This window comes from Neorhizobium phenanthreniclasticum (assembly GCF_040066075.1).
Lineage (GTDB): Bacteria > Pseudomonadota > Alphaproteobacteria > Rhizobiales > Rhizobiaceae > Neorhizobium > Neorhizobium petrolearium.
In genome coordinates, this window is record NZ_JBEAAL010000006.1 from 297,123 (window position 1) to 318,288 (window position 21,166).

A 21,166-nucleotide genomic window follows, 5' to 3' on the forward strand; every position below is an offset into this window, starting at 1 on the left:
GAGGCGTTAGTTCGTCGGGCCCTTGTCACCGGGTTTTCCAGGCAGCTGTTCGGGGAAAAGCTCGTATTTGCCTTGGCTCTCGGCCGCGACCCAGAGCCGTTCGCGAATGACGGAGTCTTCGGCCCAGTTGAACATGAAGATCGGCGTGCCTTGCGGCACGTTCGAGAAGCGCTTGTTGATGATCAGAGCGCCTGGATATTCCGTCAGGCCGACCGTATCGACATGCTGCGTCGCCGCCTTTTGATACTGCTTCATCAGGCTGACGCGCTCATCGTTGTTTTGGCTTGTCTGGAACTTGGCGATAAGGCTCACAAGCTCCTTTTCATAAGGCAGCAGATCGACGCTACCATCTTCGCCTGCGCGGTGATGCCAGCTCGTGCGCGGGCCGACAGGGGCGAGCTGTTCGGTGTTTTGAACAACCGAAGCGAGTTCCGGCGTGCTTCGTTGAATCAACCAGTCGAAACGTCCGCTATAATGCGCATCGTCGCGCTTGGGGCCGTCGAGGGCATTGAGGATGACCTTGATGCCGGCCTTTTCCATCTGACCGATCACGCCTTCTGCAAGGCTCTTATCAGTGGCATAGCCATTATTCACGAGAAGCACGATTTCGAGGTTCTTGCCGCCTGCCGTGCCGGACGGGAAGTTTAAGATCCCATCTCCGTCCGTATCCTTGAGCCCAACCTTGGCGAGCCGTGCCTTGGCGCCCTCGAGGTCATAAGGGTAATAGACGGTGGAGTTGCGGTCGTAGAAGCTGGTGCCGGAGGAAATGCCGCCCGGATAGATGGCAGTGAAAGGACCCTTAACGAGGGAATCACCGATCGCCTTGCGATCAATCGCCATGGTGATCGCCTTTCGGAAGTCCTCGTTGCGATTGAGTTCGCGGATTGCCTGTCCACGTGCATCCGGCCTTCCCCAGCCGTTGCCGGAGAGGTTCATACGCAGATTATAGCCGATCAGCCGTGGTCCGAAGGCGAGACGGGCGGGTGCAGTCTTCTCGGCCGCCCGTTTGAGCGAGGCGACGAAATTTTCTGGCTGTTCCAGATTGGAGAAGTCTGCGGAGCCGGCGACCGCCTGCACGTCGCGATCTGCCCACGTCGACAGCTTGTAGTGGAGTTCGTTTAGATAGGGCAGCTGATTTCCCTTTTCGTCCACCTTCCAATAATAGGGATTGCGCCGCATGACGATGATATCGTCGGGACGATATTCGACCGGTACCCATGCGCCCATCACCGGCATGTTCAAAAACTCGGGCGGGAAGGCGTTCTTGAACTGCTCGTAGGTATTCTTCGAATATTTCGGATGCTGCGGCTTGAGGATATGCGACGGCCCCGGGCAGAAGTTCGGATAGGCCATCGTGTAGAGATACTGTTTCGGAAAGGCCTCTTTGAAAGTCCATTCGACGGTATAGGCGTCGATTTTGCGGAGTGTTGTCCCTGTGCCGAATGCTTCCGGGGAGGCGCCTCCGCCAAGCGGCGAGACGTTCGGATCGATGACCTCATCCTCCCAATAGAACATGAGGTCATCAGCATCGAAGGGATCGCCATCCGACCATTTGGCGTTTTCAATCAGGTGCATGGTCAGCTTATGGCCATCAGCCGACCATTCCCAGCCTTTGGCGAGGTTTGGTAGGGGTTCGGTATCTTTCGCCTCGACCTGAAACAGGGGAGCCGTGCGGGTCAGGCACTCGGAGAGCCCGATATCGATCCCACCCCAGCCCTGGGTCTGGCCTGCGCCATAGTTCCATCCCTCGGGGCGTCCGCCGATGACGTGGCGCAGCGCATCGCCATAGACGCCGATGCCGTCGGGCATGTTATCCGTCTTGAAGACCAGCGGTTCCTTCGGCAAGCGATCCTTGACCGGCGGCAGCTTTCCGGCGGAGACGAATTTCGTCGTCACCCATTCTGGTTCGTGATACTCGGGGAGCGCCTTGAACTCCAAAATGGAGTCCCGTGACACATGCTTGATCTTGCCTTCTGCCGGAAATTGCGGCGGGACCGGCGGTGCCGTCGGTTCGGACGCATGCGCGCCCATCGCCACGGCTGAAACACCTAATGCCAAGCCGGCCAGACTGCCGATGTTTCGCAAACTGCTCATCGTCTCTCCCTCTTTTGCCGGAGCGCCGGTGGCTGCTCCATCTTCTCCGTACGATCGTGGCCAAGCCTCCACGTGATGGACTTCCTCCAAAAGCTCCATCTCAGCCCATGCCCACGTCGGCATTTCACACGGCCTGCTTCAGCATCTCCTTTTCTGTGCGCAGTTCATCGATGGAACGCACGCTGCGGCGAGCAGCACCCGCCCAGTCGCGGGTCCTCACGGTAGAGCGAGCAAGCCGTTCCTTGGCGGCAGGTACGGCATCGGCATATTGCGGCAGCCAACGGGCTTCAGCGACCACCATCTCGTCTACCATCTGCCACACCTCCTCCGGCGTGCAGACCGCGCCGACCAGCGGGTCATGCAGGACAGCGAGTTTCAAAAGTTCGATATCGCCGTTGATGGCCGCATGCACCGACATGCGTTGTACATTGATGGAAGACGTGCATGTTGCCGCGCAGGCTTCTGGCAGGGTGATCCCGGAGACCATGTTGATGCCGAAGCGATCGACGAAGCCTGGCGACTCGATAATCGCGTCGTCTGGTAAATTGGTGATCACGCCGTTGTTCTTGACGTTGAAATGGCCACGGTAGACCCGGCCGGTCTCCAGCGCCTCGATGATGTGGCTCGCGTGCTCATTGGAGCGTTTGGTCGGATCGATCGGCTTTTCGGCGGATGCGAGGAAGCTGGGAAACTCCGTTTCGAACCAGTTGCGGGTTTCGGTCGAATGGCGCAGATAGCCGCCGGTCTCTCCGTGGATCCAGTCGGACATGTCGATCCATCTGACGATCTCCTCGGGGCGCTTGCGATACCAGGGCAGGTATTCGGAAAGATGGCCATTGCTTTCCGTCGAGTAGATGCCGAAGCGCTTCAGCACGTCGATCCGGAGCTTCTCCTGCTGCGAATAGACGGGGTGCGCTTCGAAGGCGGAAATCAGTTCGTCTTTGCCGATTCTGCGGCCGTCGAGCCGCAGGTCGATGAACCATGTCTGGTGGTTGATGCCGGCGCAGACATAGTCGAGTTCCTTTACCGATTTCGCGCCCAGAACTTCGGCGATCTGTTCGGCACCGTGCTGAACTCCATGGCAAAGTCCGATGGTTTCGACCTTGCCATATTCGATCGCGGCCCAGGTATTCATCGCCATCGGATTGGCGTAGTTCAGGAATCTGGCCCCGTTTTCGGCGACGTCGCGAATGTCCTTGCAGAAATCCAGGATGACCGGAATATTGCGCTGGCCGTAAAGAATGCCGCCGGCGCAGATTGTATCGCCCACGCACTGGTCGACGCCGTATTTCAGGGGAATGCGAATGTCTTCCGCATAGGCTTCCAGGCCGCCCACCCGAACACAGCTGATGATATAGCGTGCGCCCTCCAAGGCCCGTCGCCGGTCCGTCGTTGCAGTGACTTTAGCCGGCAGCCGGTTGGACGCAACGACCTTGTCGAGGATAGCCTTGATCATCTCAAGATTGTGTTCGCTGATGTCGGTCAGGGCAAATTCGGCGTCCTGAAATTCCGGCACGCAGAGGATGTCCGTGAACAGCTTTTTGGTGAAGCCAACGCTGCCTGCTCCGATAATAGCGATTTTGAAACTCATGAGCTTCCACCTCGATTACGTCCCATGCCGGGAAGAGGTCAGATGAAGGAAGACAGGCTGCATGACAGCGAATGTCGTCCAAAAGTGCCGAATTTACGGGCATCTTTCCCCCAGGCCGTGTCGCGGCCCGTGACCTCTTCCTCTTCCCGACGCAAGATTATGCGGATAAAACAGGTGCCCACCAGAGAAGGATTATGCTTTCGAGGGTAATTTTGTGCTGTCGAATTTGATTGCCAATGGACAGACGATGCGAACGGTGTCGCTGCCGCGCGGGCGCCAACGCCTGCATGCCATGCCCACCAGCACCGGCTATGAGGTCAGGGAGAATGAAATCTATGACTGGGACGGGCGCAGGCGCGGCCAGACGCCCTTCACCGTACTCCAGCACACGATTCGCGGCACGGGCAGGCTGCGCTACCAGAGCAGGAGTTACAGGCTGCAGGATGGCGACACGCTTCTGGTGCTGGTCCCGCACAACCATCGATATTGGCTGGAGAAAGGCGACCGCTGGGAGTATTTCTGGATCTCGATGAATGGCGAAGAGGCGCTGCGCATCCACAAGATGGTTCTGGCCTTGGCCGGTCCGGTTCTGCGGCTTCAGCCGGCCACGATCGATCATCTTGCCGATTGCAGTCTTCGATTGATTGAGGGCGCAACTCCGACACCGGGAGCCGCATCCGCTATCGCTTACGAAGCGGCGATGGCCCTTTACGACGATGTTTTCGGCTCGCCCGCCTTTGTCGCTGAGCAAAGTTTCATGCAGCCGGTGATCGACTACATCAATGCCAATCTGGAAAAGCCTCTTCCGGTGAGTGATTTGGCTGCCATCGTCGGCCTAAGTCGCGCGCATTTTTCTCGCAGCTTTTCCGAAAGCGAGGGAGTGCCGCCGGCCGAATATGTCCTGCAGCAGCGCCTGCAGCGGGCCGCAAAACTGCTCACCAAGGGAGATTTCCTCCCGGTGAAGGAGGTCTCGATGATGTGCGGCTTTCAGGATGCCAACTACTTCGCCAAGGTGTTCCGTCGCGTCTATGCCATCACGCCAACGGAATTCAGGACCACCGGCATGTATGCCAGCGTTGGAAAGCTGAGGTGATGGAATTGGGCGACGATCCAGTCGGCACAATCAAACGGATGAGCCAACAGCGGAAAGCCTGCGAAGAAGACGAGGTTCGGCCCCGGATTAACAGGCCTTGTTCGGCCCGCAGTCCGCATGCGGACCCGTGAAGATGCCGCTTCCGCTTCGTGCCACCTGACGGCCCTGTTCGCCGCCGAGGACGAGCTTTCGGCTTCCCCCTCATTCCGGGGGAATGTTCAAAGTTCCCCGGAAAGACTGAGTGGGCTTGCCCCTTCGCGGTGGCAACCGCCGCCGCCAGAGCCAGAACGCCACGGTTGGACGACAGCATGCTGCCGTCGAAAGGTGCGGCGACCGGTTTGCCGTCGACAGATGACAAACCGCTCAACTGCAGGTTAAGATTGTTTATGGCCCACGTGGTCTCCGGGATCATTTCAATGGCTTGCGTCACATCCGCCAAGCCACTGCGAGTTTTTTAAGTTTGGTGGTGGACGAAATAACGTAAGCTTGATGCCACCTTTCAGTGTCAATGTGACATGAATTAATGGAAGTGATGCGTCGATAACCGATGCATTTCGGTAGAGGGACATGATGAGTGAAAATTCGAATGGCAACGGCAAGGTTGCATTAATTACCGGCGTCACCGGACAGGATGGGGCCTATCTTGCCGAACTGCTGCTAGACAAGGGCTATACCGTCCATGGCATCAAGCGGCGCTCCTCGAGTTTCAACACCAATCGCATCGAGCATCTTTATGAAGATCCGCATGTGGAAAATCCGCGCTTCATCCTGCATTTCGGCGATATGACGGACTCGACCAATCTCATCCGCATCGTGCAGGAAACCCAGCCGGATGAGATCTACAACCTTGCCGCCCAGAGCCATGTGCAGGTCTCCTTCGAGACGCCGGAATACACCGCCAATGCGGACGGTATCGGCACCCTCCGTTTGCTTGAGGCGATCCGCCTCCTGGGCCTGACCAAGAAGACCCGCTTTTATCAGGCTTCCACCTCGGAGCTCTACGGCAAGGTGCAGGAAGTGCCGCAAAGCGAGACGACGCCCTTTTATCCGCGTTCGCCCTATGCCGCCGCCAAGCTTTATGCCTACTGGATCGTCGTGAACTACCGCGAAGCCTACGGGATGCACGCTTCGAATGGCATCCTGTTCAACCACGAAAGCCCGATCCGCGGCGAAACTTTCGTCACCCGCAAGATCACCCGCGCGGCGGCCGCCATTCATCTCGGCCTTCAGGATCGGCTTTATCTCGGCAATCTGGATGCCAAGCGCGACTGGGGGCATGCGCGTGAATATGTGCGCGGCATGTGGCTGATGCTGCAGCAGGACGAGCCGGACGATTACGTTCTGGCGACTGGCGAAACGCATACGGTGCGGTCCTTCGTGGAGAAGGCCTTTGCGAAGGTCGGCATGCCGGTCGAGTGGCGCGGAGAGGGCGTCGATGAAAAGGGGTATGACGCGACATCCGGTCAATGCGTGATCGAGATCGATCCGCGCTATTTCCGTCCCACCGAGGTCGACCTTCTGATCGGCAATCCGGCCAGGGCGCATCAGAAGCTTGGCTGGAGGCATGAGACCAATCTCGACCAGCTGGTTGCCGAAATGGTGCGGGAGGACCTGAAGGTCATGGCGCGCAACGTGCCGTCTGCGGGGGGCAATAAGGGGCTTGCCCATGCCTGACGTGATCTATGGCCTTGCCGGAAAGAAAGTCTATGTCGCGGGTCATCGCGGCATGGTCGGCTCGGCGATCGCCCGCCGTCTGGCTTCCGAAGGCTGCACGATACTGACGGCCACGCGCGCTGAGGTCGACCTTACGAGGCAGGAAGAGGTGGAGGAGTGGATGAAGAAGAACCGCCCGGATGCGGTCTTCCTTGCTGCGGCAAAGGTCGGCGGCATCCTTGCCAACGATACCTATCCGGCCGATTTCCTCTACGACAACCTTATCCTCGAAGCGAACGTCATCCATGCGGCTCACCGGGTCGGCGTGGAGAAGCTGATGTTCCTCGGTTCATCCTGTATCTATCCGAAATTCGCCGACCAGCCGATTGTCGAGGAGGCATTGTTGACAGGCCCGCTGGAGCCCACCAATGAGTGGTATGCGATTGCCAAGATCGCCGGCATCAAGCTGTGCCAGGCCTATCGCAGGCAGCATGGTCGCGATTTCGTCTCGGCCATGCCGACGAACCTTTATGGTCCCGGCGATAATTTCGATCTGAAATCGAGCCACGTCATGCCGGCACTCATCCGCAAGGTCCACGAAGCGAAGGTTAACGGGTTTCCTGAGATTACCCTTTGGGGCACCGGCACGCCGCGCCGTGAATTCCTGCATGTGGACGATTGCGCAGACGCCTGCGTCTACCTGATGAAGAGCTATTCGGGCGACACGCACGTCAATGTGGGGTCTGGAGAGGACATCACCATCCTCGAACTGGCCGAACTCGTCTGCGAGATCGTCGGTTTCGAGGGGAAAATTGTCCACGATCTTTCCAAACCGGACGGTACGCCGCGCAAGCTGATGAGCGCCGAAAAGCTGCAGCGCCTGGGTTGGAAGCCGAGGATTGGGCTCAAGGACGGGGTTGCGGATGCCTACGGTGCGTTCCTGAAAGGCGCGTATCTGGTGCGTAAGCATGGAGATGCAGCGTAATGGCTGTGAGACTGCAAACAGAAACCGCCTCCAATTCGCCCGACAGCCCAGTTTAGGGTCGCCAAGCGAGTAGGTAAATGCAAAGGCGTTGGCGCGTGATGAGGGGCGCTTGTTTGTATATCCTTTCGCCTGATCTGTCGGGTCCAACAGGCGAGATGCCGCGGCTCCGAGCTCTGGCCGCGGGCCGGCGATAGTCGCTTGCTTCGTCATTGCGGCATTCATGCCAACCCTGGTGCTTGCGCGCCAGGACCCGGCGCTTTTCGGTAGCCCGCCTGAGGCGAAGAACCGCAAGGCCTAATTCCTCGCCTTGCGCCAACCTGCTGCGCGGGCTTCGTCCTCTGAGCAGAACCAGCGCTCGCCGTATCGCGGGCTGATCTTCGTCGCAGCGTAGTCCTCTTGGCCGGGGACGTGAAAGATGCGTTCCCGGCTATTGATGCTGATATTGCCCTTGATGTCGCATCCGCGTGCCGATGCGGCGACCGATCCTATAAGATCACCCGCGCCGTAGTATCCGACCGCGCCAATCATGAGAACGCCGGCCAAAAGGCCAAGGACGGCCTTGGCAACCGAAAGGATGCGATTTTGCCTTTTCGGTTTCAAATGCTGGCGAGGGCTACGCATGAACATCCTCCAGTTCATGCATGGAAAGCACATAGGGATTGATGGGCGGTTTTGCAGATCATTAAAAGACGCTGGGGAACGCTGAATTGCGACGACGATCGCGGCAATTCCGGGACTCGTTCACGACTTGTGACACCTTGCGTCCAGGAGGTGCGGTTAACTGCGGCCGCTATCTGATGGGAGGGGATACCCAGCCGACGCGACAGGCGGCCCAGTGTAAGATCCGGATATCGGCAACGTTTTCACGTGCATTGCGGTATCGAGCATGGGCCATGCCCCGACGGTCTTCCCCAGCCGTAGGAAACCGGACAGGAGCGGGGTCTCCAGCGAGGCCGCACGGCCCCGTTGCTCGCGCCAGCTCAGGAAACCCATCGCCGCCCTGGCATAGGCGTGGCGGGTGTTCGGGTTGCGGGTTTGCGCGGTGAAGAATTCCAGGAGGCGGCTTCGGGCGCATGCTCTCAAATCAAATCTGAAATGTAACTATTTCAGTAACATCATGAAGTCGCATCTTACGTCTCGCCTTCCTGGGTGCTTATCGGAGGAAACAGAAACATGATATAATCTATTGTAAATAATATTTGTTTTGTGATGGTCGGTCGTCGTCCGCGGGGTTCGTGCTGAGATTGCGGAAAAGGAATATAATAAAATAAGTAACTTTCTCTGGATGAGTAAGTGAAATTGCGGTAAGGTTCGTCGCCTTGGAGATCATGTTGAACCGTCCGTTTTAAAACCGCCATCGCGGAAACGACGGACGGGCAGCTTGCGGGTGAGGACTGCAGACATGGGGCAGCGACGTGAAAGAACGATCTACCTCCGGGTCACGACGGAGGAACATGCGGCTATTGCGCAGGCAGCCGCGCAAGCGAAACTGACTGTCGTCGACTTCACCCGATCGGTGGCTCTCAGCGGTGCTGGGGCCCAACCGTACTACACCGACGAAGACCGCCTGTTGCTTCTGTGTTTGCGAGAAGAGTTGCGGGCGGAAGGCTGCAATCTCACGCGGGTTTTGATTGCTCTCAACCGTGATGGGCGTTTCGCGGAGGCACCGTTCAAGGCCGATTTGCTGAAAATGCAACGCGTGATCGCGGCTCTGTGTGTGGAGCTGTCCGCTCGAGCGAAGAAGATTACCCCGCAATCAAGGAGGGATTGAAATGCAGGCTATCGATCAAAGCTTTCTCAATGAGTGGGCCAGCAGGCGTGAGGCGCTTAAAATTGAGCTTGCGGCCAATCAGGAAAGGCGCTCGGAACTTGAGGAATGGTGGCGGCGTGCTCGCGGAGAAGTGCCGCCAGACTCGATGAGCATTTTTACCAAGAAAGGACAGCGCTTGAGCGCAAGGCGCACTGGGGGCAGGGCTGAACGCGGCATGCCTCAACGCTTTATCGCGCTTGCGCTCGGGGCCCAGCCCGCAGTCGTAAAGGTTTTGGGCTTTGGGGGCGGTGCCGGTGTCAAAAGGAAAATCAGCTATATTTCACGCGACGGTGAGGTGAAAATCGAAAACGAGCGGGGAGAAACGCGCAGCGGCAAAGATGCCGCCGATGCGACGTCGCGAGAATGGCGACCGCTTTTAAGCGACCGGAAGGCGAGCCAGGATATCGGTTTATTTGAAATTGAGGTGGCGTGGCGGCCTGCGACGGCGCGATCTGAGGATGCTGGCTTGGTTGTCGCCAGACAGGCATTTGCAGACAGGTCCTTCGCACTGGCTGCGACGCAGACCTCTGGGTCAACGCGAATTGAGGGACTGGTCGTGCTATTGTCTCCGACGGAAGGCCGCCTTGCGACCGACCGTCACGCGAGCAAGGCGATAAAGGCGAGGTTGATGGAAGCGTTCGCGAGGGAGGCGGAGGCAATAGAATTCCGGTTCACCGGAGGTGGGCATGGTATGCAGTACGGGAGGTCGCAGCTTCAAGCCCTGGTGGAGACGCATCGTGATCTGGTTCACGACGAGCGGGGCGAGCCGATCGACGACATGAAAGCCGCAAGTGAGCTTGTCGAGCAAAGGTGGCAGGCAAAGCTTGGAAGCATTCGGCCCCGTGACACCATGCATCTCGTCGTCTCTGCCCACCATGGGACGGATCCAGCCCGGTTTGAAGACGCAGTCCGCGCGTTTTTGGCGCAGGATTTCGAAGGCCATCGCTATGTCTTTACTGTTCATGATCCGGTTCACGACCCGAAACCTCAGTTGGAGGGAGGAAGACGGCCGCATATTCATGTGCATGTCGTTGTGGCAACCCTGTCAGACTATGGCGACAGGTTGACGGTTTGGATTTCCGATTTCAGGCGGTGGCGCTTGACTCTGGCAGAGAAGGCCCGTGCACGCGGCCTCAATCTGGAAATGACCGACCGCCGCGACATGCTCACCGCACCGGCATATTCGAACAAACATGTACGACCGATCAACTACCTCGGACGCACGCAGTATAAGGGCACAAGCGTCAACGGCCAGCGCCGTTATAGCGCGAAACGCTGGGAGCTACCTTATTTACCTGCAAGTGAGCGCAGCCGTGCGTATAGTTCGATTGCGCAACGGAATTGGCAGTTGTTGTCGACGGCAGGCTACACGGCACAAATCCAGCAGTTTGCAGGTTTGAAGCTCGCGCGCTTTCAGGATCTCGATCGACAATCGTTGGGCCATTCATCGCAGGCTGCGACACGTACCGTCGTGCCAGAGCAGATGGCAAGGTCGCGGGCCGGTGTCGAGCATGGCAACGAATGGCAGTCTCGAAGCGCAGATCGCAGGCCGATGAGGGAAGACGAAGGCGGGCGTTCTGGTGCGAAACACGACATGCGTGATTTGCCAGGTGCCGGATCCGAGGACATTGAACCGCGGCAAGAAAGGAACGCAAGCGCGATCGCAGGAGATCAGAGCCGCTCGCGAAATCCTCTCGCCAGAGAGCTGTGGGGGCCGTCAAAAGAGGCCGATCGAGCCGAGCCGTTCGGCAATCGGGTGAGCGACGTCGGACATGTCGCCTTCGCGGCGATAAGGCGCTTCAGAGAGGTCGTCTTTCGCTCCAAAGCCGATGCCCAAGAAATCAACGTCCTTCGGCAAGACATCAAACGAGATCTTCAAAGCAAGATTATGAAGGCAGCGGAGATCCCCGGAGCCGAGGCGGGTTTTAGCTTGCACGCGCTGGCAAGCCCTACTCATCGAGAGGCTGCACCTGCGGTCGCGAAAGACCACAGCATCGTGACGCCGGAGCGTGGAACGGCTGAGGCCTCGGGAGTGAACAGGGATCGGGAAGAAAGGATTGCAGAAGCTTCCAAGCTTCAGATCTCTTCGCCTGTCCATGAACGACGCGCTCGCGATTTCGATCGTGATGAGTATGAAAGGTGAATGGCCATTTTCTGCACGTTCACTTGAGCCGGAGCGACCGTCAATCTGCTCGGCTGCAAGAAGCTCCGGAGGCGGTCGATATATTTCCAATATCGCTTGGAAATACCAGTTCATTCCGAACAGCCGTGTTAATCTACCAGAACGTGTAGGGGGCAGGAGCCGGTTGACGGCAAAAATCGAATGGCAGCAATGATTGATGAAAGCAGTTCATGGAGATCGCATTTCGCCTGACAAATCGACGGAGGCCTATACCCGGCTCAAATCGGCGGTAACGAGCTACAGGTCTTTTCCTGGCACGTTCTTCAACATTCGAACGCTTGCCGAGCGCATGAAATTGAGCCCGACACCGATCCGCGAAGCGCTTATCCGGCTCGTTCATGAGGAGGTGATTGGTTTCGTTCCAGGCCGTGGCTACTATGTCAAACCGCTCGACATCGATGATCTGCGCGCCGATTACGAATTGACTTTCCTCATGCTGCGTTTCGCGATCGAAAAGAGCGCCAATCGGTTCAATCTTGACGATTTGCCGCCCGTTCCCACGCCCATTGACCTTCAGGGAGAAGTCGACTTGGCCGCCAACGCGTGCACCGTCTATATCGAGACCTTTTATGAACAAGTGGCTCTCTTGGCTGGCAACTTGCGTCTGGTGCGAGCCGTGCGGCAATTCAATGATCGCATAAGGCCCGTTCGGCTCTTTGCATTGCGGTCGATGCCGAGCCCAGGTGAAGTACCAGCAGATCTGAGCCGCTTTGCTGCGGCCTTGGCAAGTGGCGAGCAAAAACGGGCGCTGGGGATGCTTGAAGAGCGATGCCAGGAGATGGTTGCCGCTCTTCCGGATTTGGTGAAATCGCTCCACCTGCGCGCGCAGCACGTCCGGATGCCACTTGAGGACCTCGTCTAGTCGCCCGCCTATACGGGCACGAATTCTCCGCCATTGACGTCGATTACGGCGCCGTTGATAAAACTGGCGGCATCCGAGGCAAGGAAGTCGACAACGGCTGCGACTTCCTCCGGCCGACCCAGTCGGCCAGAGGGGATGCGCGTTCGCGCGGCGCAATTCTCCGGGCTATCTGCCGGGCCTGTCATCTCCGTAAGGATGCGGCCAGGTGCGACGGTGTTTACGGTAATTCCCGCCGCGCCATATTCGGCCACCAGCGAGCGCGAAAGGCCGGCGAGTGCGGATTTCGACACCACATAGCCGGTTCCGGCAATGCGCGGCAAGGTGCGCCCCGCGACCGAGCCGATGAAGACAATTCGGCCAAAGCCGGCTGCCGACATCGCCGGGGCTGCGAGTTGGCAACAGACCATCGCGCCCGTCAGATTGACACGAAGCGTGTCGTTCCATTCCTCCAGTGCGATACGGCTGAACTCGGTCCGTCTGCCATTTGGCTTGGGCGACCAGCCGGCATTGCAGACGAGCACTTGCGGTTCCTCCCAAAGCGAAGTTACCTTGGCAAAAAACAGTCTCAGCGCATCAGGATCTCGAATGTCGACGGTGGCCGCGTGAACCCGATGGCGTCCGAAGTCCTGTGCAAGCGCACTGCCGGCATGGCAGACCTTTTCGCGGCTCTGACTGAAGATGGCGACACGGTGTCCGCTTTCCAAAAGCTTTTGCGCGCAAGCAAAGCCGATCCCGCTGGTTCCACCCGTGACGATCGCCACGCGCCAGTGATCGCCTTGCGTCATGCCACGTCCTCCAGCTGAGCAAACAGTGACAGGGGTGGAAATGCATCGGGGCTGGTCATCACCTCAATCAACAACGGTCCGTCACCGTTAAAGGCGCGATCGAGCGCGGCGGAGAGGTCCGATCGTTCGTGAACGCGCATGGCCGCACATCCGCAGGCTTCGGCAATTTTCGCGTGATCAACTGGATTGAGATGGCAGGCGCTGGTGAAGCGTCCGAATTTCACAGTCTCCGCGTGTTTTTGAAAGCCGAGGATCCCGTTATTGAGCAGGATGACGATCACCGGTAGATTGCAGCGAACCAGCGTTTCCAGTTCGGCCCAGCTATGGGCGAAGCCACCGTCACCGACGACGATTACGACGGGATGTTGGGGAACCGCTGCCTTGGCGCCGATGGCAAGCGGAAGTCCCCAGCCGAGGCCGGCAAGTCCTCTTGGACTGATAAAGCGCATGCCGCTTTTCAGGCTGCGCAACTGACCAACGATCCACATGGAAGAATAACTGGCGTCCGCTACGACGGTGGTGTCGGGGGTGAGGTGACTTTGCAGTTCCACCATGACAAGCTCGGGACGAAGAAGCGATTTGTTTGCGTCGAGGAGCAAGCGGCGATCGTCTTCAAAGCTTGCCCAAGCCGCTGCGATCAGGGCTTCGACGTGCTTTCGGTTTGCCCGGCGGCGATGGAGGTCCTGGCGTTCGAGAAAAGCACAAAGCGCCGATAGTGTCTCGCCGGCATCGCCAACCAGGCGGATGGCCTCATAGGTGCGTCCGATCTCCTGGGGATCGACATCCACGTGAATGACGCTTGCCGTTTGAGGAATGAGGCGCCAGCTATCGGTGCCGTTCTGATTTGTGCGGGTGCCGACCAACAACACGAGATCGGCGTCATCGATGAGATCACGGCAATGGCGGCCCAGGGATCTTGGGCCGGTCAGCGTAATCACCCCCGCTGACAGTGGATGATATTCGTCCACGGCACCTTTCCCCATGTTGGTGGTGAAGACGGGGAGGTTGGCAAGTTCTTGAAGCTCGGCAAGCGCTGTAACGGCCTGGCCGTTGTGGATACCTCCTCCCACGATTGCGATCGGCGCGCGGGCTGAGGCAATGCGTTCGGCCGCATCCTGGATGAGGTTGTCATTGGGCCGGGTGAGATCCAGCGGAATCGATCCAAGACTTGAATTGCGGGCGAAACGTGCTGGCGGCGCTGGTTCGCGCAAGAGATCCGCGGGCAGAAGAAGCACCGCAGGGCCAGGCCGGCCGGATGCAGCAGCCGTGAAGGCCATGTCGACATAGTCGTCGATCCGATCGGCGCTGATGACCCGCCGCACCCACTTGGCGCAGACGCGAAAAAGATCAAGGTGATCCAATTCCTGGAAGGCGTTGCGATCGGCTTGGTTGCGCTCGACGTCCTGGACGAGGGCAATGACGGGAACGCTGGCCTTCAAAGCTTCCGCAAGCGGTGGCACGAGTAGCGTTGCGGCGGGGCCATTTTGCGCCGCGACGACTGCAACGCGACCTTTGCGGCGCGCATAACCATCGGCCATGGCGCCGCCCATATTTTCCTGTCGGTAGGCGATCTGGCGAATTCCGATCGCCTCGGCGGCGAGGATAACCGCAGATGGCAGGCTTTGGGCGAAAATGACATCGACGCCGTGTCGTTTCAGAGCAAGTGCGATACGTTCGGCAACCGTCGGGATCGAAGGGGAATTCATGCTGCTAACTCCTCGCAAACGAGCGCCTTTTCGAAGGCATCGACGATAAGTTCGATTTCGGTGTCGCCCATCGCCGTCGAGAGGCTGGCGGCGGCGCCAAAGGGCAGGATAATTCCATGCTTTTTGAAGTGGCGTCCGAGCTGGCGCATGGTATCGGCCTCGTTCCTGGAAAGATAAGCCTCCCGATATTCCCGCGGGGCCTGAAGCCTCGGATGCAGGCGAAACAGTGAAGCCGAGCCGGTGACGCTGAAAGGCGCCTCGTATTTTGCAATCACTTGCCGCAAACGCGTGCGAAGGTGATCCCCGAGCCGTTCAAGCCGCTCGAACTGCTCGGGCGTCATGGCCCTCATGCTGGCAAAGCCGGCGACCATCGAAACGGGATTGGCGGAGAACGTGCCTGCCTGAGGCAGTAGCGGCCGACCGCCTTGCCCGTCGAACACGGCCATGGCAGTCTTTTTTCCGCCGATCGCGCCGATCGGAAATCCGCCGCCGATTATTTTGCCCATGGCAATCAGATCGGCATCGAGCCCGAAGCGTGCCGATGCGCCGCTATAGCTTTGACGCAGATTAAGGACTTCGTCGGCAATAACGAGAATTCCGTATTGTCGCGCGGTTTCGACCACTGCGGTCAGGAAGGCTTCGTCTGGCTGCAGAAGTCCTGCGCGGCTGGGGACCGGGTCGATCAAAATGCAGGCCAACTGTTCGTGATGGGCTTTAATGCGGCGACGAGCACCGTCGGCGTCGTTGAAGCGAAGCAGGACAACGTCGTCGGTCACCGAACGCGGTTGACCTGGGTAACAGGGAACGCTGAAAGGCGCCTCGGGCGAGCCCCAGTTTTCGGGTGTTCCTGTTTGGCCGACTTCGGCCCAGTCATAAGCACCGTGATAGGCACCCTCGATCTTGGCGATCGCGGGACGGCCTGTGGCGGCACGGGCCGCCTTGATTGCAAACATCACGGCTTCGGTGCCGGTATTGACAAACCGAACCTGTTCTACCGCCGGAATTCTTTCGCACAACAATTCGGCAAGATTGATCTCATGCACCGTCGGATTGGAAAAACAACTGCCATCCTTGAGCGTTCGGCTGACGGCCTCGACGACCGGCTCGAAGGCATGCCCATGGATGAGTGTCGTGAAATTGTTGTTGAGGTCGAGATAACCGTTGCCGTCGACGTCGTGGACATAGGCGCCTCGGCCCCAGCCCACGTAGTCGGGACGGGGATCGCGATCAACGGTGGCGCGATTGACGCCGTCTGGAATGACGACCCGCGCCCGTCGGTAAAGATCCTCCGAGATATGCGTCGGTGGTGTTTGAAGTATCGGTGTTCGTGTCGGCATGAGTTCCTCCGGGCCGGCGGCAGGCCAGTGACACCAAAAGGAAGCCAGATTTTCAATTTTGACGCAACAAAAAAAATCGAATGTGGGTTATTTTTCCAAAAAGCGCTCGGAAAGGACGTGTCGCAACTGACGGTAGCCGTCACGGATATCGGTTTCGATGGCGGCGCGCACTTCACGGGGTTCGCCATGTCGCAGTCCCTCGATTGCTGCGCAGTGGTTGCTTACGCCGGACCGGGAGATGGCAAAGGCTGGGTAAAGGTCGTTGAACGTGGCGCCGATGCGCAGCCACAATTGTTCGATCGTGGCGACCAGGATTGGCATGTTGGAGCGTTCGTAAAAGAAGAAATGAAACTCTTTGTTGGCCCATAGGGCTTCGGCATAGGCTTGCCTGTCTAGGGCCGCATTGATGCGATTTTGGATGGTTTCAAGCGCAGGAATCATATCCGGAGAGATTGCCGTTGCTCCCTTCTCGGCGGCAAGCCCTTCAAGTGCGAGGCGCATTTCTGTGACCTCCCGCAACTGTGAAAGTGTAAGGTTGGGGACGACGACCGTTTTGGGGCCGGCATAGACGAGCGCATGCTCAATCGCCAGGCGGTTCAATGCGTCGCGTGCCGGTGTGCTCGATAGTCCGAATTCCTGGGCGACCCTCCGCACTGTCAGTTTTTCTCCAGGACGGAACGATCCTCGAATCAACTTCTCCTTGAGGACTGTGTAGGCGTGATCGCCAAGGCCGACGCTTTTTCCGGATGCGCGTTCGAGAGATTCGTGTTTGTCACTCATGTCCTATTCGTCCCCCTCGAGCGATTTGAAATATTTTTGTTGCATCATGCTTTTGATAACTGTATTCATCCATAACGTGCAAAACATTATAAGTCTACCTGAGCGATAATTTGATGGAATAAAAGTATAAAAATTCAATCCTGATGAGAATATGATGATCTCACTTCGATATTTCGAAATGAAATCGTGATAAATTCGATAGTAAAACGTATGAGATGAATGTCTGTATTTTGACATGCTTGCGATGAGGAGGATGATTTTGAAGGGCGAGACTGTAATTCTGGAAAAAATCGAGAAGAACTTTGCCGAGACGGCGGTTGTTCGCGATGTGTCGATTGCCGTCCAGGCAGGGGAATTCTTGTCGCTGTTGGGGCCGTCCGGCTCGGGAAAGACGACCCTGCTGATGATGATTGCGGGGTTTGAGGCACCAAATCGCGGGCGCATCAGTGTCGGGACGCGGGATATCACCTTCGAGGCTCCAAACAAGCGCAACGTGGGCATGGTGTTTCAAAGATATGCTCTGTTCCCGCACATGACGGTAGCACAGAACATCGCTTTTCCACTGCGTATGCGTCGCTGCAGCCGTGCGCAAGCGCGTGACCGGGTCGACGCCATGTTGGCGATGGTTCGACTGGAGGGGTTTGCCGACCGGTTGCCACAGCAATTGTCCGGGGGGCAACAGCAGCGCGTAGCGGTCGCACGAGCGCTGGTCGCCGAGCCGCCGGTTCTCTTGATGGACGAGCCTTTGAGCGCGCTCGACAAGAAGCTGCGTGAAACCATGCAGCTTGAGATCAAGCGGATTCAAAAACGGCTTGGTGTCACGGTCGTCTATGTCACTCACGACCAGGAGGAGGCGCTGACGATGTCGGATCGCGTCGCAGTCATGGCCGATGGCGAATTGATGCAGGTCGGCGCTCCCATCGACCTTTACCATCGGCCGGCCAATGCGTTCGTGGCAGGCTTTATTGGCAAGATGAATTTCCTTGAAGGCGAATATATCGGCCATGATGGCGACGAAGCGGTGATCCGCCTGTCGCAAACAGCCACTGTGAAATGCCCGATTTCCAGCGCGACGGCGGTGGCCGGCCAGCGCCTGACCGTTGCCATCCGTCCCGAAGACTTGTCCGTCCGACCGAGCGGGGATGTGAGGCCAGGCGGCTTCAAAGGCAGAGTCGAGGCCGCGCTCTTCGTCGGCGCAGCCTATGTCGTTCTGGTTGCGATCGATGGGCGAGCAGGGGAGGTAGTCGAGGCTCGCCTACCCGCCAATGGCGGATCGCTGCCGCTTGTTCCTGGCGATATCGTCGACGTCTTCGCCGAACCGTCTGCCGTGCGGTTGTTTTCCCATCAGCAGAGGCAGGCGGCATGACGACGGCAAAGACCCACAAACTGCCCGTGCGGGCCGCAATATCACTCACGAAGTCCAAATCGTGGCGCCACTATCCGATCGGCTTGTCACTCATCCTGATTATTCCGCTTTGCCTGCTGCTCGGCTTCGGATTCGTCTATCCGGTCGGGCGCCTATTGGGACAAAGCTTCTTTGCGCCCGATTTTGGCCTGGACAACTACCGCCGGCTTCTGGAAACGCCTCTTTATCTGCGCGTGCTTGGCCGGACCGTCATTGTCGCGCTGATCGTAATGGCGGCAAGCCTGGCGCTTGGCTATCCGGTGGCGCTTGCGATGGCAAGGCTCAGACGCGATCTCGCAGGCGTGGTCATGGCCTGCGTGTTGCTGCCGCTTTGGACCTCGGCGCTGGTGCGCTCCTATGCCTGGATCGTGATCCTGCAACGACGCGGCTTGGTCAATGATGTGCTTTTGGGGCTTGGCGTGATTTCCGAGCCGCTGAAGCTCATCTACACCGAGGGCGCCGTCATCCTGGCGATGACGCATGTGCTCGTGCCCTTCATGATCCTCCCGATCTTCGGTGCGATCCGGGCAATCCCGACCGAGCTCGTGCAGGCAGCCCGCAATCTCGGGGCAGGCCAGTTCACCGTGTTTGCCAGGATCCTGCTGCCGCTCAGTCTGCCCGGCATTTTCGCGGGCTGCCTGATGACCTTCATCCTCGCGCTCGGCTTTTACGTGACGCCGGCGCTTGTCGGCGGCCCAAGCAGCCTGCTGATGGCGACTTTGATCGGCCAGCAGACAACCGAGACGCTCGATTGGGGGTTTGCCGGTGCGCTGTCGACTGTTCTGCTCTGCGTCACCCTTGTGATCGTCGTCTGCTTCCGCAAGGCACTTTCCAACAACAGGGGGATTTCCAATGTCGCCTGATCTGGAGTTTGCGCTCGCGTCCCGTGAGATAGCCAACGAGGAAAACAGCTTGGTTTCCCGCAATAGCCGGTCGCTTTGGAGATGTCTCGGCGCGGTCACCGCAGGCTTTCTCATTTTGCTGATATTGCTCTTCTTGGTGCTGCCGATCGTCATCATCTTTCCCATGTCGTTCGGCAGCGCCAGCTACCTGGAGTTTCCACCGCGCGGCCTGACACTGCGCTGGTATGGTCAATACCTGTCGGACCCCGACTGGCGTGCCGCCACCTTGTTCAGTCTGAAGATTGCACTGGCGACGACGCTTTCGGCCACAATCATCGGAACGCTTGCCGCCATTGCCTTTGTGAGGGGCAGCTTCCCGGGCAAGGGCCTGTTTCAGGCGATTACGCTAAGCCCGATGATCATCCCCCACATCGTCATCGCAGTGGCCGTGTTTCTCGCGTTTGCGCCGCTCAACCTGTCCGGCAGCTTTTTGGGCTTCCTGATCGCCCACACCATGCTTGCCGTGCCGTATGTCGTGCTCACCGTGGTTGCGGCCCTGCAGCGCTTCGACACGACGCTCGAGCTCGCAGCACTCAATTGCGGCGCCGGCCGCATCCGCACCTTCTTTTCGGTCGTCCTGCCCAACATCCGTGTCGGCGTTGCAAGCGGAGCCGTATTTGCCTTCCTGGCCTCCTTTGATGAGGCGACGGTCGCGTTTTTCCTCTCCGGCATCGAAGGCAAAACCATCACCCGCAAGATGTTCGAGGACATCGACTTCAATCTGACGCCGGTAATTGCCGCGGTGTCGGTGGTGCTCACCCTCACATCGCTGCTTGTGATGGGAGCGTTGCATGTCTTCAGTCGTAATCCAGTCCCTGCTCAGCGCTAACGAACCCAACGAAAGGGATTATTTCCATGCCGATCGCAACTGCTCACTCCTTTAGACCAACAAGTCACGTCGTCAGATCATTGCGCATGCATTTGAGATCTGTCGCCTGCCTGCTGGCTTTCACGATTGCCGCCGCTCAACCGTCCTTCGCCGACGAGCAGATCGTGATTGCCACGACCGGAGGTACTTGGGAACGTCAGATGCGCGAGCATTTCTTTGACCCCTTCACCAAAGAGACCGGAATAAAGGTCGTCACTGTCTCGGGTACCGGTGCGGAGAATGTAGCCCGCGTGAAGGCGATGGCGGCGACTGGCAAAGTCGAATGGGATCTTTATCAGGCAGGCGAGATCCAGGCCGCCTCCGAGCTGCACCGGTCCCTCAACGAAGACATGACGGCCTTTTGTAGCGACTATGTCACTGACAAGGATCTGCTTTCAGACGCTTGTAATCCATCCGGGGTCTTGTTCGGTTATGGCACCACGTTGATGGTCTACAACACGGAGAGTTTCCCGAAGGATGGTCCGGCGAACTGGAAGGACTTTTTCGACGTCGATCGATTTCCAGGCCCGCGGGCGCTGCCGAACTTCAACGATCCGTGGCGGGTGATGGCTGCGGCGCTGCTTGCCGATGGTGTGGAGCCCAAGGACCTGTTCCCGCTCGATATCGACCGAGCCCTCAAGAGGCTGAACGATTTAAGGCCCCATATCGGGCTGTGGTGGAAGACCGGTGACCAGTCGACCCAAGGGTTCAGGACAGGTGAATATGTGATCGGGCAGATATGGCAGACCCGCGCGGCCGCATTAAAGCAGGAAGGCCAGCCGCTCGCCTGGCGTCAGGACCAGGCTTTCCTGGTTGGTGACCGCTGGGCGTTGATCAAGAACGCGCCAAATCGCGACAACGCGATCCGTTTCCTGCGCTATTTCCTGGACCATCCGCAAGCGCAGGCCAAGGTCTGCGAGGCGCTGACATGCACACCCGCCCGCTATTCGGCTGCCGCGGCCATGGGGGAGGCGGCTCGCGCCATGGTGCCGACATCGCCTGAAGTGTTCAGCCGGCTGATCAAGCCGGACGCGGCGTGGATCAATACCCATACGCAGCTTTTGATCGAGCGCTGGAACGAATGGAACCAGCAATAGCGTCCGTTTCAGCACA

The 21,166-nt window shown here is 58.4% G+C and carries 17 protein-coding genes; 10 read left to right on the plus strand and 7 right to left on the minus strand.

Going from position 1 to position 21,166, the window contains the following annotated elements:
* Positions 1-6: 6 nt before the first annotated feature.
* Positions 7-2,094 carry an ABC transporter substrate-binding protein gene (locus ABK249_RS11440; protein ID WP_265105670.1) on the minus strand — a complete coding sequence of 696 codons (2,088 nt, stop codon included), beginning with the start codon at positions 2,092-2,094 and terminating at the stop codon, positions 7-9.
* 124 nt (positions 2,095-2,218) lie between these two features.
* The gene (gene melA, locus ABK249_RS11445; RefSeq protein ID WP_348862881.1) at positions 2,219-3,685 is read right to left on the minus strand and encodes an alpha-glucosidase/alpha-galactosidase; all 1,467 of its coding nucleotides are present in this window, start codon (positions 3,683-3,685) and stop codon (positions 2,219-2,221) included.
* A 214-nt stretch (positions 3,686-3,899) separates the two neighbouring features.
* On the opposite strand from melA, the gene ABK249_RS11450 reads away from it, so the two are divergent.
* The 3 genes from ABK249_RS11450 (at position 3,900) to fcl (ending at position 7,416) form a co-directional block, all read left to right on the plus strand.
* Positions 3,900-4,778: an AraC family transcriptional regulator gene (locus ABK249_RS11450; protein ID WP_227702463.1), complete on the plus strand. Its 879-nt coding sequence runs from the start codon at positions 3,900-3,902 to the stop codon at positions 4,776-4,778.
* A 570-nt stretch (positions 4,779-5,348) separates the two neighbouring features.
* Positions 5,349-6,452: a GDP-mannose 4,6-dehydratase gene (gmd, locus tag ABK249_RS11455; protein WP_407720924.1), complete on the plus strand. Its 1,104-nt coding sequence runs from the start codon at positions 5,349-5,351 to the stop codon at positions 6,450-6,452.
* Positions 6,445-7,416, plus strand: coding sequence for a GDP-L-fucose synthase (gene fcl, locus ABK249_RS11460; RefSeq protein WP_227702465.1), 972 nt, complete (start codon positions 6,445-6,447; stop codon positions 7,414-7,416). The genes gmd and fcl overlap by 8 nt, the downstream gene beginning before the upstream one ends.
* Before the next feature lie 294 nt (positions 7,417-7,710).
* On the opposite strand, the gene ABK249_RS11465 is transcribed toward fcl, so the two are convergent.
* On the minus strand, positions 7,711-8,037 hold the full coding sequence (locus ABK249_RS11465) for a sunset domain-containing protein (RefSeq protein WP_348862882.1): 327 nt from the start codon (positions 8,035-8,037) through the stop codon (positions 7,711-7,713).
* Positions 8,038-8,818: 781 nt separating this feature from the next.
* Between ABK249_RS11465 and ABK249_RS11470 the strand changes: the two genes are divergently transcribed.
* The 3 genes from ABK249_RS11470 (at position 8,819) to ABK249_RS11480 (ending at position 12,270) form a co-directional block, all read left to right on the plus strand.
* Positions 8,819-9,187, plus strand: a complete 369-nt coding sequence (locus ABK249_RS11470) for a plasmid mobilization protein (RefSeq protein WP_037154463.1) — start codon at positions 8,819-8,821, stop codon at positions 9,185-9,187.
* A 1-nt stretch (position 9,188) separates the two neighbouring features.
* Positions 9,189-11,369 carry a relaxase/mobilization nuclease domain-containing protein gene (locus tag ABK249_RS11475; protein WP_227702467.1) on the plus strand — a complete coding sequence of 727 codons (2,181 nt, stop codon included), beginning with the start codon at positions 9,189-9,191 and terminating at the stop codon, positions 11,367-11,369.
* 196 nt (positions 11,370-11,565) lie between these two features.
* A complete protein-coding gene (locus tag ABK249_RS11480) occupies positions 11,566-12,270 on the plus strand; it encodes a GntR family transcriptional regulator (RefSeq protein WP_037154460.1) in 705 nt (234 codons plus the stop codon).
* Positions 12,271-12,278: 8 nt separating this feature from the next.
* On the opposite strand, the gene fabG is transcribed toward ABK249_RS11480, so the two are convergent.
* The 4 genes from fabG to ABK249_RS11500 all read right to left on the minus strand — a co-directional run bounded on the left by fabG (position 12,279) and on the right by ABK249_RS11500 (position 16,878).
* On the minus strand, positions 12,279-13,055 hold the full coding sequence (gene fabG / locus ABK249_RS11485) for a 3-oxoacyl-ACP reductase FabG (RefSeq protein WP_037154458.1): 777 nt from the start codon (positions 13,053-13,055) through the stop codon (positions 12,279-12,281).
* Positions 13,052-14,761, minus strand: a complete 1,710-nt coding sequence (locus ABK249_RS11490; protein ID WP_227702468.1) for an acetolactate synthase catalytic subunit — start codon at positions 14,759-14,761, stop codon at positions 13,052-13,054. The genes fabG and ABK249_RS11490 overlap by 4 nt, the downstream gene beginning before the upstream one ends.
* The gene (locus tag ABK249_RS11495) at positions 14,758-16,098 is read right to left on the minus strand and encodes an aspartate aminotransferase family protein (RefSeq protein ID WP_227702469.1); all 1,341 of its coding nucleotides are present in this window, start codon (positions 16,096-16,098) and stop codon (positions 14,758-14,760) included. The genes ABK249_RS11490 and ABK249_RS11495 overlap by 4 nt, the downstream gene beginning before the upstream one ends.
* 87 nt (positions 16,099-16,185) lie before the next feature.
* Positions 16,186-16,878, minus strand: coding sequence for a GntR family transcriptional regulator (locus tag ABK249_RS11500; protein WP_227702470.1), 693 nt, complete (start codon positions 16,876-16,878; stop codon positions 16,186-16,188).
* A gap of 253 nt (positions 16,879-17,131) precedes the next feature.
* Between ABK249_RS11500 and ABK249_RS11505 the strand changes: the two genes are divergently transcribed.
* From ABK249_RS11505 to ABK249_RS11520, 4 genes are all read left to right on the plus strand, one after another.
* Positions 17,132-18,244 carry an ABC transporter ATP-binding protein gene (locus ABK249_RS11505; protein WP_227702471.1) on the plus strand — a complete coding sequence of 371 codons (1,113 nt, stop codon included), beginning with the start codon at positions 17,132-17,134 and terminating at the stop codon, positions 18,242-18,244.
* Complete coding sequence (locus ABK249_RS11510) at positions 18,241-19,146, plus strand: ABC transporter permease (RefSeq protein WP_227702472.1); 906 nt, start codon at positions 18,241-18,243, stop codon at positions 19,144-19,146. Before ABK249_RS11505 ends, ABK249_RS11510 begins: the two co-directional genes overlap by 4 nt.
* Positions 19,136-20,014: an ABC transporter permease gene (locus ABK249_RS11515; protein ID WP_081952905.1), complete on the plus strand. Its 879-nt coding sequence runs from the start codon at positions 19,136-19,138 to the stop codon at positions 20,012-20,014. Before ABK249_RS11510 ends, ABK249_RS11515 begins: the two co-directional genes overlap by 11 nt.
* 86 nt (positions 20,015-20,100) lie before the next feature.
* The gene (locus ABK249_RS11520; protein ID WP_227702475.1) at positions 20,101-21,150 is read left to right on the plus strand and encodes an ABC transporter substrate-binding protein; all 1,050 of its coding nucleotides are present in this window, start codon (positions 20,101-20,103) and stop codon (positions 21,148-21,150) included.
* Positions 21,151-21,166: the final 16 nt, after the last annotated feature.